A 16,834-nucleotide genomic window follows, 5' to 3' on the forward strand; every position below is an offset into this window, starting at 1 on the left:
AAAGTCGTCCGGTCCATTCCTCGCAAAAAGGGCGCGGGTCCTCCCAACCGCGCCCTTTTTGTTGTCTTCGTTTCCGCGAACCGTGTCGTTAGGCGTAGCGCACCAGAAATTCCTCGGCCGTGAGGTCGCGGAAATCGTCGAGCGCCTTGCGCAGACGCAGGTGATCCCAATCCCACCAGGCGAGGCTGTCCATGCGCTCGCCGATGCCGTCATTGAACCGGTCACGGATGAGCTTCGCCGGCACGCCACCGACGATCGTGTAGGGGGCGACGTCCTTGGAGACGACCGCGCCGGCGCCGATCACCGCACCATTGCCGACATTGACGCCGGGCAGAAGTGTTGCACCGTGTCCGATCCAGACATCATGGCCGATGGTCACCCGGTTTGACCGGCGCCAGGCGAAGAGATCGTGGTCGACGTCGGTATCGTCCCAATAGTTGGGCGCGCGGTAGGTGAAGTGGTGCAGCGTCGCGCGCCAGGTCGGATGGTTGGTGGCGTTGATGCGCACGGCGGCGGCGATGTTGACGAACTTGCCGACCGTCGCGCACCAGATCGAGCCGTCCTGCATGATGTAGGAATAGTCGCCGAACTCGACCTCTTCCAGGCGCGAGCGCTCCTGGATTTCGGTGTAGCGGCCAAGCGTCGAGTTGTTGACGCTGGCTGTCGGGTGGATGAAGGGCTCGAGCCCTAGTTTCTGGCTCATGCGGCAGCATTTCGCGGCGAGAAGGCCGACACGTCGAGAATGCGATCGGCAACCACGTCGCGCACTTCCTCGTCGTGGAAGATGCCGATCAGGGCCGTGCCCTTGGCCTTCTTCTCGGCGATCATCTCGACCACCACCGCACGGTTCTTTGCGTCGAGCGAGGCCGTCGGCTCATCGAGCAGCAGGATCTTGTGGTCGGTGATGAAGCCGCGGGCGATGTTGACACGCTGCTGCTCGCCGCCGGAGAAGGTCGCCGGCGGCAATGACCACAGCGCCGTCGGCAGGTTGAGCTTCGACAGAAGCTCAGCGGCGCGGGCGCGGGCGTCTTCGATGGCAACACCGCGCCCCTGCAGCGGCTCGGCGACGATGTCGAGCGCCGACACCCGCGGCACGACCCGCAGGAACTGGCTGACATAGCCGAGCGTTGCGCGCCGCACCTCCAGCACGGTGCGCGGCTCGGCGGTGGCCAGGTTCACCAGCTTGCCGTCGTGCTCCATCAGGATCTGGCCTTCGTCGACGCCGTAATTGCCGTAGAGCATTTTCAGGATCGAGCTCTTGCCGACGCCGGAGGGGCCGCCGAGCACTACGCACTCACCAGCTTTTACCGAGAAGGTGACGTTGGCGACGACGGGCAAGCGGATACCGTCGCGCAGGTGCATGGTGAAGCTCTTTGCGACTTCGGAAACTACAAGGGGCGTAGCCATTGTTTACACCTGCAAAATGGAGGAGACGAGGAGCTGGGTATAAGGCTCGCGCGGATCGTCGAGCACGCGGTCGGTCAGGCCCTGCTCGATGACGGCGCCGTCCTTCATCACCATCATGCGATGCGACAGAAGCCGGGCGACGGCGAGATCGTGGGTGACGATGATGGCGGCAAGGCCAAGATCGTGCACGAGACCGCGCACGAGATCGAGCAGGCGCGCCTGGACCGAAACGTCGAGGCCGCCGGTCGGCTCGTCCATGAAGACGAGGCGAGGGGAGGTGACGAGATTGCGGGCAATCTGCAGGCGTTGGCGCATGCCGCCGGAGAAGGCGCGGGGCTGGTCGTCGATGCGGTCGATGCCGATCTCGACCCGTTCCAGCCAGTCGCTGGCGGCCGCACGGATGTTGCCATAGTGCCGATCACCGACCGCCATCAGCCGCTCGCCGACATTGGCGCCCGCCGAGACGGTCATCCTCAGGCCGTCGGCCGGGTTCTGGTGGACGAAGCCCCAGTCGGTGCGCATCAGGAAGCGGCGCTCGGCCTCGCCCATGCGGGCGAGATCGCGGTACTGACCGTCACGCATATGATATTCGACGATGCCCGATGTCGGCATCAGCCGGGTCGATAGGCAGGACAGAAGCGTCGTCTTGCCGGAGCCGGATTCACCGACGATCGCCAGCACTTCTCCTGGAAAAAGGTCAAAGGAGACGTTCCGGCAACCGATGCGGCTGCCGTAGAATTTCGAGACGTCGTTGACTTTGAGAAGCGGTACGGCACTCATTCTGCGGCTTCCTTTCGGGCAAGCATGTGTCCGGCATGGCCGCAGTCGCGGCGGTCTTCACAATGGTCGGTGTCGGAGCAGGCGAACATGCGCCCGCCCTTGTCGTCGAGCACCACTTCGTCGAGGTAGACATTCTCGGCGCCGCAGAGCGCGCAGGGCTTGTCGAACTTCTGAACTTCGAAAGGGTGATCCTCGAAGTCGAGGCTGACGACCTCGGTATAGGGCGGAACCGCATAGATGCGCTTTTCGCGACCGGCGCCGAAAAGCTGTAGCGCCTCCGACATATGCATCTTCGGATTGTCGAACTTCGGCGTCGGTGACGGATCCATGACGTAACGCCCCTCGACCTTGACCGGATAGGCATAGGTGGTGGCGATATGACCGTTGCGGGCGATATCTTCGTAGAGCTTCACATGCATCAAGCCGTATTCCTCGAGCGCATGCATCTTGCGGGTCTCGGTCTCGCGCGGCTCGAGGAAGCGCAAGGGTTCGGGGATCGGCACCTGGTAGACCAGCGTCTGGCCCTCGCGCAGGCCTTCCTCCGGAATGCGGTGGCGCGTCTGGATGATCGTTGCTTCCTTCGTCTTGGTCGTCACCGCGACGTCGGCGACCTTCTGGAAGAAGGCGCGTATCGACACGGCATTGGTGGTGTCGTCGGCGCCCTGGTCGATAACCTTCAGCACGTCCTTCGGGCCGAGGATCGAGGCGGTAACCTGCACGCCGCCGGTGCCCCAGCCATAAGGCATCGGCATTTCACGCGACGCGAAGGGAACCTGGTAGCCGGGGATGGCAATCGCCTTCAGGATGGCGCGGCGGATCATCCGCTTGGTCTGTTCGTCCAGATAGGCAAAGTTGTAGGTGGCGAGGTCGGTCATTCGGCGGCCTCCTTCATGCCGTCCTGGCTGCCGGTCCGGGCAGCGTCATAGTCGCGGCGCATGCGCCGGACGAGGTCTAGTTCCGCCTGGAAGTCGACGTAATGCGGCAGCTTCAGGTGCTCGACGAAACCCGTCGCCTGGACGTTGTCCGCATGCGAAATGACGAATTCCTGATCTTGTGCCGGCGCGACAATGTCTTCGCTGAACTCGTCGGTGCGAAGTGCGCGATCGACCAGCGACATCGACATTGCCTTGCGCTCGCTCTGGCCGAAGACGAGGCCGTAGCCGCGGGTGAACTGCGGCGGCTGCTTGGCCGAGCCCATGAACTGATTGACCATCTGGCACTCCGTCACGCGGACAACGCCGAGCGAGACGGCAAAACCGAGCTCGGGCAGATCCAGTTCGACTTCCACCTCGCCGATGCGTACTTCCCCAACGAAGGGATGGGTGCGGCCGTAGCCGCGCTGGGTCGAATAGGCGAGCGCCAGCAGGAAGCCCTCGTCGCCGCGCGCAAGAGCCTGCAGGCGCAGGTCGCGGGCCATCGGAAACTCCATCGGCTCGCGCGTGAGGTCGCCCATGACATGGCCTTCCGGCATGCGGCCGTCGCCCTCGATCAGGCCCTCGCCGTCGAGAATGTCAGAGACGCGCATCACATGTTCGCCCGGTTCCTTGACGGCCGGTTCCTCGACCGCGGCGTCATCGATCAACGAGGGATCGAGCAGGCGGTGGGTATAGTCGAAGGTCGGACCCAGCAATTGCCCGCCTGGCAGATCCTTGTAGGTGGCCGACACGCGGCGCTCGACTTTCATGGTTGCGGTATCGACCGGCTCGGAATAGCCGAAGCGCGGCAATGTCGTGCGGTAGGCGCGCAGGATGAAGATCGCCTCGATCATGTCGCCGCGTGCTTGGCGCACGGCAAGCGCCGCGAGTTCCCGGTCGTATAGCGAGGCCTCGGCCATGACGCGGTCGACGGCAAGGCCAAGCTGTTCGACGACCTGCTGGATGGTGATCGACGGCAGCGTGCGGTCGCCGCGGCGGCGATCGGCAAGGAGGCGGTGGGCGTTGGCAATGGCGGCTTCGCCGCCCTTTACAGCAACATACATGGGTTAAACCTCCTGTCGGGCAATGCGGGTGGTGCGCGGCAGGCAGAGCACGCTGTCGCCTGATGTCAGCACGAGGTCGATGCCGCGCGGGAAGATGGCGCGGTTGGCACTCCAGAAATCGAGGAAGACTTCAGGCAGGCCACGCACGGCGATGGTGACGTCATCCTTGATGCCGGGGCCACGTGCCGTGAGCGGCACGCCGCCCGAAAGCGCTTCGATCTCGATCACGAGCGTCGTCGAGCGATCCGGATATTCCTGGGTGCCGAGCGAAAACTGGTCGAAGCCGGGCACCGGTGCGCCCTTCTCGATGATGGCAAAGCGGGCATCCGTCTTGCTGTCGGTCACAGTCGCGCCGGTGTGGAACGCGATCCATTGCGGAACTGCAGACTTGGCAAGGGCCGGCGTCAGCCAGACGGGCGTGTCGTGATCGCAAAGCGTCAGGGCGACGGCGCCGGCAGCGGCACCCATCGGTGATGGCGGAACGCTCGACGCTTCCAGGCGCATGATCTGTCCCGGACGGGCAAAGCCATCCATCAGGCTCTTGAAGACGGATTGGGCGGAAAACACCGGGTCAGCGAAGGCGCCGGCGAAGATTTGCGATTGGCTGGCCATCAGTCGTCTCCGCGAACCATGGTGAAAAAGTCGACGCGCGTGGCAGCGGTTTCCTCAGCCGTGCGGCGGTCCTCCGTGTCAATGCGCGAAGCGATCTGCCGATGAAGTGCCTCGACGGCTGCCCGGTTGGCATCGCGCTGGAAAAGGGCATCGAAGATTGCGGCAAGGCGGGCCCGCTGCTTGTCAGTACCGAGCAGTTGCCCATGGCCGATCTCGCCGGTCGATAGCCGGACCGTGGCGCGGGAGACGGTCGCTTCGCCGAGATTGAAGGCATCGCCGCCGCCGCCGATGCGGCCGCGCACCATGACGAGACCGGTCTCCGGCCCGCGAACGGGCGAAACATCTGGCTTGTCGGCAAGTGCCTCCCAGGCTGCGTTGAGTTCTTCAAAAGACGCGCGGGCGAGCAGCCGCATGCATTCCTTGCGTGCCATGTCCGGCGGACTTTCCTGTTTCAGCTTCGCATCCATCACTTTCACCTCAAATGTCTATTGATCTAGACAAGTGTACATCTTATACCTTTCCTTAACGGCGGGAAATGACAGGCTTGTGACATGGCAATTCGAAAAGTGGTTGAACGGCAGACAGGTGTCGCGCTCTGGCGCCAGATCGCCGACCGGATCCGGCTGGCGATCAGCAACGGCGATTACGATGCCGCCGGCATGGTGCCGCCCGAAACGGTTCTCGCCGGCGAGTTCGGTGTCAACCGGCATACGGTCAGGAGCGCGCTGGCGGCTCTTGCCGAGGAGGGGCTGGTGCGGGCCGTGCAGGGGCGCGGCACGATGATCGAACGCAAGGAGCGCGTGAGCTATCCGATCTCCCGCCGCACCCGCTTCTCGCAAGGGCTCGGACGGCAGGTGAAGGAGATCGGCACCCGGTTGCTCGGGCATGCAGAACTGAGAGCTTCAGGCGAGATCGCCACGTCGCTGGGCATAGCACCCGGCGACCCGGTGATCGAGCTGCGCACCGTCAGCAGCGGTGACGGCAGGCCGCTCTCGGTGTCCGCAAGCTATTATCCGGCCGCGCGTTTTCCGCGCATGGCGGAGGCGTTCGAGCAATTGCATTCCGTGACCAAGGCCTTTGCCGCCCACGGCCTTGACGACTACGTGCGCGTATCGACCGAAATTGTCGCGCGGCACGCCGACGGCGACGAGCTTTCCAAACTGAAACTGTCGGCCGGTGCGATCGTGCTGGAAACGCACTCGATCAACGCGGATCTCGATGGCAAGCCGGTCGAATATTCCCGCAGCTGTTTCGCTGCGGACAGGATGAAGCTGAAGATCGAGACGTGATCATTCGGGTTGTTGATTTCTCTTGCTGCCCTCTTGGGTTGCGATTATTCTTCGAATCGACCAAAAAGAGAATGTTCCGGGCAGTTTTCTGAAGAGGCGCTTCGTTGATCGGACGTGTCGGCGCAATGGCGCTATTGGGTGCTTTCTTGCTGCCGGCCTTGCCCTCCCGGGCGGAGGACGGTCGCCTTCCGGGACTGTGGCGTGCAGCCGGTTCTACTCTCATCCGCTGCCACGGTTGCCTCAGCGTCGTCAGACACGGCACTGTCCTAACTGTTGTGAGCGAAGCCGGCTGGTCGGCCGTCGTGAACGCTGACAATTATGGCTTCACCTCCTATGCCAGCGGCACCGGATGGTGGCGTACCGACATCGATGCCGGGCGCGATGCGCCGTTCGCGGTGCATCTCGCCCTTAAAGGTAGCCAGTTGTCCGTCGTGTTCGCGTCAGGGAGCGACCGCGATCCGGCATCATATGTGAAGATCAGCTACGACCGGCGGCCCCGCGGCGATGACGAGGGGCTGGGCGAAGTTCGCAAGATCAACATCAGTGACGAATGATAACGGCATGCCCGCGGTGGAGCGTTAGAGGCGGGCGAGGGGCTTCTCGGTACCCGTAGTTCCCTCAACGGCAAACAGACAGCCAGAGCTAAAGCGGTGGCTGTTCGAGAACTAAGATTGAGCCGCACGCACGGCGGCAGGCCCAAGGCTATGACCAAGTGAACTCCTAGCTGGAAGGTGCATGCTCCCTTTGAGGAAGTAAGGCAAGACGCCGCATTTCCGACGCGTTTTTGCCGCATCACCAAGCCTTGCATCAGGATCCGCGCATTGGGAATTCTCCAGGGAGAATGGAAATGGCGACGTGGCGACCCGATCCTTCCTTTTATCCATCACCACGCATGGCGGCCAAGGCTCCGAAGGAAACCTTAGCCTATGTCGCAGCGTTCGATCCGGAGCGAGCAAGGCCGGATGCGATCGCCGTGGTCGATGTCGATCCGACGTCGCCGCACTATTCGCAGATCGTCGGGCAGGTCGACATGCCGAATGTCGGCGATGAGCTGCACCATTTCGGCTGGAATGCCTGCTCTTCCTGCCTATGTCCGAACGCGCCACACCCGCATGTCGAGCGTCGCTATCTGATCGTGCCCGGCTTGAGGTCCTCCCGGCTTCACATCATCGACACCAAGCCGGATCCCCGCAATCCGAAGATCGTGCGTGTGATCGAGCCCGAGGAAATTGCCGAAAAGGCGAACTACTCGCGGCTGCACACCACGCATTGCGGTCCCGAGGGCATCTACGTCAACGCACTCGCGGACCGTAACGGCAACGCGCCCGGCGGCATCTTCCTTCTGGATCACCAGAGTTTCGACGTGCTCGGTCAATGGGAAATGGACCGTGGGCCGCAAAAGCTTGCCTATGATTTCTGGTGGCATCTCGGCCATGACACCATGGTCACCAGCGAATGGGGCACTCCGGATACCTTCGAAAACGGGCTGGTTCCCGAGGTTCTGCTCGGTTCGAAATACGGTCGCAGGCTGCATTTCTGGGATCTGCACAAGCGCAAGCACCTGCAGGAGATGGATTTCGGGGAGGAGCACCAGCTCGTCTTCGAGCTGCGGCCAGCCCACGATCCGACCAAGGCCTACGGCTTCGTTGGCTGCGTCATCAGCCTCAAGGACCTCTCCGCATCGATCTGGACCTGGTATCGCGATGGCGACCGATGGGCGGTAAAGAAGGTGATCGAGATTCCGGCGGAGCCCGCCGATCCGAATCTGCTGCCACCCGTGCTCAAGGGCTTCAGCGCGGTTGCGCCGCTCGTTACGGACATCGACCTGTCGATGGACGATCGCTTTCTCTACGTCTCCTGCTGGGGCACGGGTGACATGATCCAGTATGACGTTTCCGATCCCTTCAACCCGAAGGAGACGGGGAGGGTGCGGATCGGTGGCATTGTTTCGCGCGCGACCCATCCGAAGGCCAAAAACGGAGCGTTGAACGGCGGTCCGCAAATGGTCGAGATCAGCCGGGACGGCAAGCGGGTCTACTTCACCAACTCGCTCTACGGGGCAATCGATCCGCAGTTCTATCCCGAGGGCATCGATGGCTGGATGGTCAAGCTGGATGTCGCTGACGGTGGCGGGATAAGGTTCGACGAAAAGTTTTTCGTCGACTGGCCGAAAGGTCATCGCCCGCATCAGGTTCGCCTCGAAGGCGGCGACTGCTCGTCCGATTCCTACTGTTATCCTTAAGGAGGGTGCGGCCGTGCAGCCCTACCTGGGCGAATGACGACCCTCTGGCCCTGGCTTTCCCTCGCAGGCCTGGGTGCTTTTCATGGCCTCAATCCGGCAATGGGCTGGCTCTTTGCCGTCGCGCTCGGGCTTCACCGTCAAAGTCGGCGGACCGTCTGGCTGTCCCTCATTCCCATCGCGATCGGCCATGCCCTTTCCATCGCGACGGTCCTTCTCGTCTTCGCCGCATTCGGCACGGCGCTCGATCCGAACCGTTTCCGAATTGCCGCGGCCGTCCTCATCCTTTGCGTTGCCGGCTACAGCGCAGTTAATGGACATCGCCACCGCGTCCGGGTCGGAATGCAAACCGGTATGGCCGGCCTCGCGGTCTGGTCGTTCCTCATGGCGACGAGCCATGGCGCGGGCCTGATGCTGGTGCCGGCGGTCCTTAGCCTCTGCCTCGCGGACCGTGGTAACGAACTCGCGATCGCCAGTTCGTTACCGATCTCGCTTGCCGCCCTGGCGGTTCATAGCGGCGTCATGCTCGCGGTCATTGCCGCGGTGGCGTTCGCCGTCTTCGAATGGCTTGGCCTCTCGGCCCTCCGCTCCGCCTGGATCAACTTCGATCGCCTCTGGACCCTTGCGCTTGGCGCAACCGGTGTCGCGCTTCTCGTCCAATAAGCGGCTGACCTCGCCCTTCGCCTGGAGCGGACGAAATCAGATGTTGCGGCGCTTGCCCTCGATCAGGTCGAGCACGGCGCGGGCGGCATCAAGCACATTGGTGCCGGGGCCGAACACGGCCGAAACGCCGTTATCCATCAGATACTCGTAATCCTGACGCGGAATGACGCCGCCGCAGATGACAATGACATCTTCGCCGCCACGCTTTTTCAGCGCTTCGGCAAGCTGCGGCATCAGGGTCTTGTGACCGGCGGCAAGCGACGACACGCCGATAACGTTGACCTTGCTGGCGAGCGCCATGTCGGCCGCCTCTTCGGGGGTCTGGAACAGGGGGCCGGCCAGAACATCGAAGCCGATATCGCCGAAGGCAGACGCGATCACCTTGGCGCCGCGATCGTGGCCGTCCTGGCCAAGCTTTGCCACCATGATCTTCGGCTTGCGGCCGAGCTTGTCCGAAACCTCGCCCAGCCGTTCGGTAAGAACCGCCAGTTCCGGTTCGCCCTCATAGGCCTTGCCATAGATCTTGCTGACGACCTTGGGCGTGGCGGCATGATCGCCGAAGGCTTCGCGCATCGCGTCGGAAATCTCGCCGACGGTCGCACGGGCACGGGCCGCTTCGACGGCCGCTGCCAGAAGATTGCCTTCGCCGTTACGCGCCAACTCTGTGATGACGGCCAGCGCCTTTGCCACATCAGCCGAATTGCGCCGCCGCTTGGTTTCCTCGATCCGGCGGATCTGGGCCGCGCGAACCGCCGTGTTGTCGATCTCCAGGATGTCGATCGGCTCCTCATTGTCGAGGCGGTACTTGTTGACGCCGACGATCACTTCATCGCCCTTGTCGACGGCGGCCTGGCGGCGGGTGGCTGCCTCTTCGATCAGCCGCTTCGGCAATCCGGCATTGACCGCCTCGGTCATGCCGCCCATAGCCTCGACTTCCTCGATCAGCGCCCAGGCTTTTTCGGCCAGCTCGTTGGTCAGGCTCTCGACATAGTAGGAACCGGCCAAGGGATCGACGACCTTGGTGACGCCAGTCTCATGCTGCAGGATCAACTGCGTGTTGCGGGCGATGCGGGCGGAAAACTCGGTCGGCAACGCGATTGCCTCGTCGAAGGAGTTGGTGTGCAGCGACTGGGTGCCGCCAAGGGCTGCCGACATCGCCTCGAAAGCAGTGCGGATGATGTTGTTGTAGGGATCCTGCTCCTGCAGCGAGACGCCCGAGGTCTGGCAATGGGTGCGCAGCATCAGCGACGACGGTTTCTTCGGCGCGAACTCGGTCATGATCCGCGTCCACAACAGCCGGGCTGCCCGAAGCTTGGCGGCCTCCATGAAGAAGTTCATGCCGATGGCGAAGAAGAACGAGAGGCGCCCGGCGAACTCGTCGACGTTCAAACCCTTGGCAAGGGCGGCGCGCACATATTCGCGGCCATCCGCCAGCGTGAACGCGAGTTCCTGCACCAGCGTCGCCCCGGCTTCCTGCATGTGATAGCCGGAGATCGAGATCGAGTTGAACTTCGGCATCTCCTTGGCCGTGTACTCGATGATATCGGCGACCAGGCGCATCGAGGGTTCCGGCGGATAGATGTAGGTGTTGCGGACCATGAACTCCTTGAGAATATCGTTCTGGATGGTGCCGGACAGCTTGTCGCGCGAAACGCCCTGTTCTTCACCCGCGACGATGAAGGAGGCAAGGATCGGAATGACCGCGCCGTTCATGGTCATCGACACCGACATGTCTTCAAGCGGAATGCCGTCGAACAGGATCTTCATGTCCTCGACGCTGTCGATAGCCACACCCGCCTTGCCGACGTCGCCCTCGACGCGCGGATGATCGCTGTCGTAACCGCGATGGGTGGCAAGGTCGAAGGCGACCGAAAGGCCCTTCTGACCGGCAGCGAGGTTCTTGCGATAAAAGGCGTTGGAGGCCTCGGCGGTCGAGAAACCGGCATATTGCCGGATCGTCCAGGGGCGGCCGGCATACATGGTCGCGCGGGGCCCGCGCAGGAACGGCGCGAAACCGGGCAGGGAGCCGACGTGGTCGATGCCATCAAGGTCATCTGCCGTGTAAAGCGGCTTGACGGCGATGCCCTCCGGCGTCTGCCAGGTGAGGCTTTCGGGCGACGCCTTGAGCTCGCGCTCGGCGAGGTTTTCCCAGTCCTTGATGGTCTTCTCGGTCATCGACGTGCTCCGCACTCTGCTTGTCTCAGCCAGCCCCTCATGCCCCTGCCGGGACCTTCTCCCCGTGGGACGGGGCGAAGGAGTATACTGGCACTCTCGGCGCTCAACTTCCCTCTCCCCGCGTGCGGGGAGAGGGGTAGGGTGAGGGGCGAAGCCTGGATGGCTTGCCCGGCAGCTCCTATTCGAATTCCATGATCAGTTCGTCGACCGCAAGGCTGGCGCCGGCTGCGACCGCGACACGCTTGACGGTCGCGCGCTTTTCGGCGCGCAGGATGTTTTCCATCTTCATCGCCTCGACGATCGCCAGCGACTGGCCGGCCTCAACGGTGTCGCCTGCCTTGACCGAGACCGAGGTGATGACGCCGGGCATAGGGCAGAGCAGCATCCTCGATGTGTCCGGCGGCAGCTTCTTCGGCATCAGCTTGGCCAGTTCGGCGACGCGCGGGCTTCTGACCCGGGCGACCACGTCGATGCCGCGCCAGCGCAGCCGGATCGCGGTGCCCGTCAGTTCCACCTTCACGCTCATCGGCTGATTGTCGATGTTGAAGGTGGCAAGCGTGCGGCCCGGCGCCCAGTCACCGGCGATCGAGGCGGATGTGCCGTCCTTGAAGCGGACATAGGCGCCGTCGGCCGAGGCACCCGATGTCAGCGGAAAGGTCATGTCGGCGAGCGTGACGACCCAATCGTTGCCAACAATGCGGCGGTGGTTGCCGATGGTGCCGGAAATCTGGCTGGCACGTTCCTGCAGGACCTGGTTGATCGACACGGCGATGGCCGCCAGCTTGCGCGCGGAGGTCTCGTCAGGCGTCACGCCATGAAAGCCGTCGGCGAATTCTTCGGCGATGTAGGCGGTCGTCAGACGGCCTTCGCGAAAGCGCTGCTGCTGCATCACGGCCGAAAGGAAGGGCAGGTTGTGGCCAATGCCTTCGACCTCGAACTGGTCGAGCGCGTCTGCCATGGCTTCAACCGCCGTCAGGCGGTCCGGCCCCCAGGTGCAGAGCTTGGCGATCATCGGGTCGTAATACATTGAGATCTCGCCGCCTTCGAAGACCCCCGTGTCGTTGCGCGTCACCGTGCCGTCGTCATCCGTGCCCTCGGCCGGTGGGCGATAGCGCGTCAGGCGGCCGATCGAGGGCAGGAAGTTGCGATAAGGATCCTCTGCGTAGAGTCGGCTCTCGATCGCCCAGCCATTGAGCTTCACGTCCGCCTGGCCGAAGCTAAGTTTTTCGCCTGCGGCGACGCGGATCATCTGCTCGACCAGATCGAGGCCGGTGATCAGTTCGGTGACCGGATGCTCGACCTGCAGGCGGGTGTTCATCTCGAGGAAATAGAAGTTGCGGTTGCCGTCGACGATGAATTCGACCGTGCCGGCCGAGTGATAGCCGACGGCCTTCGACAGCGCCACGGCCTGTTCGCCCATGGCCTTGCGGGTGGCTGCGTCGAGGAACGGCGAGGGGGCCTCCTCGATGACCTTCTGGTTACGGCGCTGGATCGAGCATTCGCGCTCGCCGAGATAGAGCGTGTTGCCGTGCTTGTCGCCAAGCACCTGGATTTCGATATGGCGCGGCTCGGTCACGAATTTTTCGATGAAGATGCGGTCGTCGCCGAAGGAGTTCTTTGCCTCGTTCTTCGAGGACTGGAAGCCCTCGCGCGCTTCCTGATCGTTCCAGGCAATGCGCATGCCCTTACCGCCGCCGCCGGCCGACGCCTTGATCATCACGGGATAGCCGATCGATCCGGAGATCTTGACGGCTTCGTCGGCATCGGCGATCAGGCCCATGTGGCCGGGAACGGTGGAGACGCCCGCTTCGGCTGCAAGCTTCTTCGAGGTGATCTTGTCGCCCATTGCCTGGATGGCGCCGACCGGCGGGCCGATGAAGGCGACGCCTTCCTTCTCCAGCGCTTCGGCGAAAGCGGCATTTTCCGACAGGAATCCATAGCCGGGATGGACGGCATCGGCACCGGTCTTGCGGATCGCCTCGATGATCCTGTCGATGACGATATAGGACTGTGCCGAAGGCGAGGGGCCGATATGGACGGCTTCGTCGGCCATGCGCACATGCATGGCGTCGCGGTCGGCGTCGGAGTAGACGGCGACGGTGGCGATGCCGAGTTTCTTCGCGGTCTTGATGACGCGGCAGGCGATTTCGCCACGGTTGGCGATGAGGATCTTCTTGAACATGCGTCTCTCTTTCAAATCCTGGATGTCGCGTCAGCGTTTGAATTTGCGCCGATAGGGCAGGAGCGCGATGGACGATGCCGCAACAGCGCCGCCGAAGAGCAGCGCGAAGGGCACGACGACCATGGCCGTGGCGAGAATGGGGCTGCTGGAGCGGGCGATATGGGTGCCGACCGCGCCGATGTTGAGCCAGATCAGCACGCCGGCGACGGTCGCCCCGGTTACCATGCCATAGAGCGCGTTGAACGCCATGTACCGCAGCATCTCGCGATGGTCGCGGCGGGCCTCTTCCGGCGTCATGATGCGTTCGCGTTCCGGCTCCATGGTTGCCTCCATCATAGGGGGATCGTGTCGTGCTTGCGCCAGCGCAGATCGACCTGCTTGTTGCGCAGCGACGCAAAGGCGCGGGCGATGCGGCGGCGCGAGGAGTGCGGCATGATCACCTCATCGATGAAGCCGCGCTCGGCGGCCACGAACGGGTTGGCAAAACGCTCCTCGTACTCCCTGGTGCGCGCCGCGATCTTCTCGGGGTCGCCCAGTTCCGAGCGATAGAGGATCTCGGTCGCGCCCTTTGCGCCCATGACGGCGATTTCGGCGGTCGGCCAGGCATAGTTGACGTCCGCACCGATATGCTTGGAGGCCATGACGTCATAGGCGCCGCCATAGGCTTTTCGCGTGATCAGCGTCACCATCGGCACGGTCGCCTGGCTATAGGCAAACAACAGCTTGGCGCCATGCTTGATGACGCCGCCATATTCCTGGGCGGTGCCGGGCAGGAAGCCGGGAACGTCGACAAGCGTCAGGATCGGGATCGAGAAGGCATCGCAGAAACGCACGAAGCGGGCGGCCTTGCGCGAACTGTCAATATCGAGGCAGCCGGCCAGCACCATCGGCTGGTTGGCGACGACGCCGACGGTCTGGCCCTCCATGCGGATGAAACCGGTGATGATGTTGCGGGCGAAACTCTGCTGCAGCTCGAAGAAGTCGCCTTCGTCGGCAAGCGCGAGGATCAGTTCCTTCATGTCGTAGGGTTTTGCCGCGCTGTCGGGAATGAGGCTGTCCAGCCGCCGTTCCAACCGCGACGGATCGTCGTGAAATGGCCGCACCGGAGGCTTTTCGCGGTTGTTGAGCGGCAGGAAATCGAAGAGCAAGCGCACGTGCTCCAGTGTCTCGATGTCGTTTTCATAGGCAGCGTCGGCGACGGAGGACTTTTTCGTGTGCGTGCTCGCTCCGCCGAGCTCTTCGGCGGTGACGATCTCGTTGGTGACGGTCTTCACCACATCGGGACCGGTGACGAACATGTAGGAGCTGTCGCGCACCATGAAGATGAAGTCGGTCATAGCCGGCGAATAGACCGCACCACCGGCACAAGGTCCCATGATCACCGAGATCTGGGGAATGACGCCCGATGCCTCGGCATTGCGGCGGAAGACTTCGGCGTAGCCGGCAAGCGAGGCCACGCCTTCCTGGATGCGGGCGCCGCCACTGTCGTTGAGGCCGATGACGGGCGCGCCGTTCCTGACCGCCATGTCCATGATCTTGCAGATTTTCTGCGCGTGCGTTTCAGACAATGAGCCGCCGAGCACGGTGAAGTCCTGGGAGAACACATAGACCTGCCGTCCGTTGATCGTGCCCCAGCCGGTGACGACGCCGTCGCCGGCGACTTTCTGGCTGTCCATGCCGAAGTCAACGCAGCGATGCGTGACGTACATGTCGTATTCTTCGAAGGAATCGTCGTCGAGCAGAACCTCGATGCGCTCGCGCGCCGTCAGCTTGCCCTTGCCGTGCTGGGCGTCGATGCGGCGCTGGCCGCCGCCGGCCCTTGCCTCCGCCCGGCGAGCTTCGACCTGTTCGAGTATGGCGCGCATAAATCCCTCCCGGTTTTTCCGTGATTGTGCAGAGGCGTTTGTCGCTTCGCAATAGCGTCGAATGCCGGATGGTAAAACGGCCGTTCATGTGCAAATGTGAAATAGAGAATATTGCGAAATGTAAATTGCAAAGTTGCGAACATGGCGATCGGAAAACTCTATATCGGCCGCAAGGTCCGGGAAGTCAGGGATGCGAACAAGGCAACGCAGGGGCAGTTTGCCGAGCGCATCGGTATCTCGACCAGCTACCTCAACCAGATCGAGAACAACCAGCGGCCGGTGTCGGCCTCGGTGCTGCTGGCGCTTGCCGAAAAATTCCAGATCGACATCGCGGAATTGTCGACCGGCGAGGGTGACAGGCTGCTGTCGGCGCTGTCGGAAGCCTTGAGCGACCCGCTGTTCGAGACTTATTCGCCCAGCCTGCAGGAACTGAAGCTGATCACCCAGAATGCGCCAGGGCTGGCGCATGCGCTGATCAGTTGCCACCAGGCCTATCGCCGCAACAGCGAGCAGCTTGCCAGCATCGACGACACCCTCGGCCGCGGCGGCCCATCGGTGGAGACGACGCCCTATGAAGAGGTGCGCGACTTCTTTCATTTCGTCGACAACTACATCCATGACATCGACGTTCTCGCCGAGCGGTTGGCCGGCGAGCTCGGGCTTGGCGAGAGCGACAATCATGCCGCTCTTGTCGCCTATCTCGAGCAGCGCCATGGCGTACGGGTTCTGCGCGGTGCTGCCGGCGACGAAGCGATCCGGCGCTACGATCCGCGCGCGCGTCTTTTGACGCTGAACCCCTATGCTCCGGCGCCGACCCGCGACTTTCAGCTCGCGCTTCAGATCGCCCAGCTGCATGCGCGTGAAGAGATCGACCGGGTGGCCGGTGCTGCCGGATTCCGCACCGAGGAAGCCTACGAGATCTGCCGCATCGGGCTGCAGAACTATTTCGCCGGCGCGCTGATCCTGCCCTACCAGGCCTTTCACAAGGCAGCGCGCGAGCTCAGGCACGATGTCGAACTGCTGGCGACGCGTTTCGGCGCGTCACTCGAGCAGGTCTGCCACCGGCTGTCGACGCTGCAGCGCCCAGGGCAGAAGGGCGTGCCGATCTTCTTTGCCCGCATCGACCGGGCCGGCAACATCACCAAGCGCCACAGTGCGGCCAAGCTGCAGTTTGCGCGCTTCGGTGCCGCCTGTCCGCTCTGGAACGTGCATCAGGCCTTCGAGACGCCCGGTCGCATCATTCGCCAGTTGGCCGAGACGCCTGACGGCGTGCGCTATCTCTGCCTGGCCACCCAGATAACCAAAGGGGGGGGCGGTTTTCGTGCGGCCCAGCCGCGCTACGCCTTGGCGCTCGGTTGCGAAATCTCCTACGCCGACGCCTTCGTCTATGCCGACGATCTCGATCTCGGCAACCGCGCGGCCTTCGATCCGATCGGCATTTCCTGCCGGATCTGCGAGCGGACGAAATGCGCCAGCCGGGCTGTGCCGCCGCTCAAACGAAGGCTGATCGTCGACCATGACTTGCGCGGCGCTCTGCCGTATCGTCTCAGCGAGACCTGAAGAAGTTAGGAAGGGCTCTGTTCGTTTTTGAACAGAACCTGTGAGAAGTTGCACCTGTGACTGTACGGAATTTGGTGTAACTAG

The 16,834-nt window shown here is 63.0% G+C and carries 16 protein-coding genes; 5 read left to right on the top strand and 11 right to left on the bottom strand.

Annotated features, from left to right (window positions below):
- Window positions 1-88 precede the first annotated feature (88 nt).
- The 7 genes from LPJGGPFB_RS21055 to phnG are packed head-to-tail and all read right to left on the bottom strand — an operon-like array spanning window position 89 to window position 5,244.
- Entirely contained in the window at window positions 89-703 is a 615-nt protein-coding gene (locus LPJGGPFB_RS21055; protein ID WP_173421859.1) for a DapH/DapD/GlmU-related protein, read from the bottom strand.
- Complete coding sequence (gene phnL / locus LPJGGPFB_RS21060; RefSeq protein ID WP_173421860.1) at window positions 700-1,407, bottom strand: phosphonate C-P lyase system protein PhnL; 708 nt, start codon at window positions 1,405-1,407, stop codon at window positions 700-702. Before phnL ends, LPJGGPFB_RS21055 begins: the two co-directional genes overlap by 4 nt.
- A gap of 3 nt (window positions 1,408-1,410) precedes the next feature.
- A complete protein-coding gene (phnK, locus tag LPJGGPFB_RS21065) occupies window positions 1,411-2,187 on the bottom strand; it encodes a phosphonate C-P lyase system protein PhnK (protein WP_025429075.1) in 777 nt (258 codons plus the stop codon).
- Complete coding sequence (locus LPJGGPFB_RS21070) at window positions 2,184-3,062, bottom strand: alpha-D-ribose 1-methylphosphonate 5-phosphate C-P-lyase PhnJ (protein WP_173421861.1); 879 nt, start codon at window positions 3,060-3,062, stop codon at window positions 2,184-2,186. Before LPJGGPFB_RS21070 ends, phnK begins: the two co-directional genes overlap by 4 nt.
- Window positions 3,059-4,165: a carbon-phosphorus lyase complex subunit gene (locus LPJGGPFB_RS21075; RefSeq protein ID WP_173421862.1), complete on the bottom strand. Its 1,107-nt coding sequence runs from the start codon at window positions 4,163-4,165 to the stop codon at window positions 3,059-3,061. The genes LPJGGPFB_RS21070 and LPJGGPFB_RS21075 overlap by 4 nt, the downstream gene beginning before the upstream one ends.
- Window positions 4,166-4,168: 3 nt before the next feature.
- Window positions 4,169-4,777, bottom strand: coding sequence for a phosphonate C-P lyase system protein PhnH (gene phnH / locus LPJGGPFB_RS21080; RefSeq protein WP_173421863.1), 609 nt, complete (start codon window positions 4,775-4,777; stop codon window positions 4,169-4,171).
- Window positions 4,777-5,244, bottom strand: a complete 468-nt coding sequence (phnG, locus tag LPJGGPFB_RS21085; protein WP_173421864.1) for a phosphonate C-P lyase system protein PhnG — start codon at window positions 5,242-5,244, stop codon at window positions 4,777-4,779. The genes phnH and phnG overlap by 1 nt, the downstream gene beginning before the upstream one ends.
- Window positions 5,245-5,328: 84 nt before the next feature.
- On the opposite strand from phnG, the gene phnF reads away from it, so the two are divergent.
- The 4 genes from phnF to LPJGGPFB_RS21105 all read left to right on the top strand — a co-directional run bounded on the left by phnF (window position 5,329) and on the right by LPJGGPFB_RS21105 (window position 8,968).
- Entirely contained in the window at window positions 5,329-6,066 is a 738-nt protein-coding gene (gene phnF / locus LPJGGPFB_RS21090; protein ID WP_173421865.1) for a phosphonate metabolism transcriptional regulator PhnF, read from the top strand.
- 104 nt (window positions 6,067-6,170) lie between these two features.
- Window positions 6,171-6,620, top strand: a complete 450-nt coding sequence (locus LPJGGPFB_RS21095; RefSeq protein ID WP_173421866.1) for a hypothetical protein — start codon at window positions 6,171-6,173, stop codon at window positions 6,618-6,620.
- A 293-nt stretch (window positions 6,621-6,913) separates the two neighbouring features.
- Window positions 6,914-8,308, top strand: coding sequence for a selenium-binding family protein (locus LPJGGPFB_RS21100; RefSeq protein ID WP_173421867.1), 1,395 nt, complete (start codon window positions 6,914-6,916; stop codon window positions 8,306-8,308).
- Window positions 8,309-8,341: 33 nt separating this feature from the next.
- Window positions 8,342-8,968: a hypothetical protein gene (locus LPJGGPFB_RS21105; RefSeq protein WP_173421868.1), complete on the top strand. Its 627-nt coding sequence runs from the start codon at window positions 8,342-8,344 to the stop codon at window positions 8,966-8,968.
- Between the two features lie 36 nt (window positions 8,969-9,004).
- Here LPJGGPFB_RS21105 and scpA read toward each other — a convergent pair whose 3' ends face one another.
- The 4 genes from scpA to LPJGGPFB_RS21125 all read right to left on the bottom strand — a co-directional run bounded on the left by scpA (window position 9,005) and on the right by LPJGGPFB_RS21125 (window position 15,190).
- Window positions 9,005-11,143, bottom strand: coding sequence for a methylmalonyl-CoA mutase (gene scpA / locus LPJGGPFB_RS21110; protein WP_173421869.1), 2,139 nt, complete (start codon window positions 11,141-11,143; stop codon window positions 9,005-9,007).
- 178 nt (window positions 11,144-11,321) lie between these two features.
- Window positions 11,322-13,325, bottom strand: a complete 2,004-nt coding sequence (locus LPJGGPFB_RS21115; protein WP_173421870.1) for an acetyl-CoA carboxylase biotin carboxylase subunit — start codon at window positions 13,323-13,325, stop codon at window positions 11,322-11,324.
- A gap of 30 nt (window positions 13,326-13,355) precedes the next feature.
- The gene (locus LPJGGPFB_RS21120) at window positions 13,356-13,646 is read right to left on the bottom strand and encodes a hypothetical protein (RefSeq protein WP_234902949.1); all 291 of its coding nucleotides are present in this window, start codon (window positions 13,644-13,646) and stop codon (window positions 13,356-13,358) included.
- 11 nt (window positions 13,647-13,657) lie between these two features.
- Window positions 13,658-15,190 carry an acyl-CoA carboxylase subunit beta gene (locus LPJGGPFB_RS21125; RefSeq protein WP_173421871.1) on the bottom strand — a complete coding sequence of 511 codons (1,533 nt, stop codon included), beginning with the start codon at window positions 15,188-15,190 and terminating at the stop codon, window positions 13,658-13,660.
- 141 nt (window positions 15,191-15,331) lie between these two features.
- On the opposite strand from LPJGGPFB_RS21125, the gene LPJGGPFB_RS21130 reads away from it, so the two are divergent.
- Window positions 15,332-16,750, top strand: a complete 1,419-nt coding sequence (locus LPJGGPFB_RS21130; protein WP_173421872.1) for a helix-turn-helix domain-containing protein — start codon at window positions 15,332-15,334, stop codon at window positions 16,748-16,750.
- Window positions 16,751-16,834 lie beyond the last annotated feature (84 nt).

It is taken from the genome of Ensifer adhaerens (genome assembly GCF_013283195.1).
GTDB lineage: Bacteria > Pseudomonadota > Alphaproteobacteria > Rhizobiales > Rhizobiaceae > Ensifer > Ensifer adhaerens_G.

Excerpts from the sequence above, each read along its gene's own strand:
- LPJGGPFB_RS21055 (WP_173421859.1), bottom strand. The coding sequence starts at position 703 with ATGAGCCAGAAACTAGGGCTCGAGCCCTTCATCCACCCGACAGCCAGC.
- phnL (WP_173421860.1), bottom strand. The coding sequence starts at position 1,407 with ATGGCTACGCCCCTTGTAGTTTCCGAAGTCGCAAAGAGCTTCACCATG.
- phnK (WP_025429075.1), bottom strand. The coding sequence starts at position 2,187 with ATGAGTGCCGTACCGCTTCTCAAAGTCAACGACGTCTCGAAATTCTAC.
- LPJGGPFB_RS21070 (WP_173421861.1), bottom strand. The coding sequence starts at position 3,062 with ATGACCGACCTCGCCACCTACAACTTTGCCTATCTGGACGAACAGACC.
- LPJGGPFB_RS21075 (WP_173421862.1), bottom strand. The coding sequence starts at position 4,165 with ATGTATGTTGCTGTAAAGGGCGGCGAAGCCGCCATTGCCAACGCCCAC.
- phnH (WP_173421863.1), bottom strand. The coding sequence starts at position 4,777 with ATGGCCAGCCAATCGCAAATCTTCGCCGGCGCCTTCGCTGACCCGGTG.
- phnG (WP_173421864.1), bottom strand. The coding sequence starts at position 5,244 with ATGGATGCGAAGCTGAAACAGGAAAGTCCGCCGGACATGGCACGCAAG.
- phnF (WP_173421865.1), top strand. The coding sequence starts at position 5,329 with ATGGCAATTCGAAAAGTGGTTGAACGGCAGACAGGTGTCGCGCTCTGG.
- LPJGGPFB_RS21100 (WP_173421867.1), top strand. The coding sequence starts at position 6,914 with ATGGCGACGTGGCGACCCGATCCTTCCTTTTATCCATCACCACGCATG.
- LPJGGPFB_RS21105 (WP_173421868.1), top strand. The coding sequence starts at position 8,342 with ATGACGACCCTCTGGCCCTGGCTTTCCCTCGCAGGCCTGGGTGCTTTT.
- scpA (WP_173421869.1), bottom strand. The coding sequence starts at position 11,143 with ATGACCGAGAAGACCATCAAGGACTGGGAAAACCTCGCCGAGCGCGAG.
- LPJGGPFB_RS21115 (WP_173421870.1), bottom strand. The coding sequence starts at position 13,325 with ATGTTCAAGAAGATCCTCATCGCCAACCGTGGCGAAATCGCCTGCCGC.
- LPJGGPFB_RS21120 (WP_234902949.1), bottom strand. The coding sequence starts at position 13,646 with ATGGAGCCGGAACGCGAACGCATCATGACGCCGGAAGAGGCCCGCCGC.
- LPJGGPFB_RS21125 (WP_173421871.1), bottom strand. The coding sequence starts at position 15,190 with ATGCGCGCCATACTCGAACAGGTCGAAGCTCGCCGGGCGGAGGCAAGG.
- LPJGGPFB_RS21130 (WP_173421872.1), top strand. The coding sequence starts at position 15,332 with ATGGCGATCGGAAAACTCTATATCGGCCGCAAGGTCCGGGAAGTCAGG.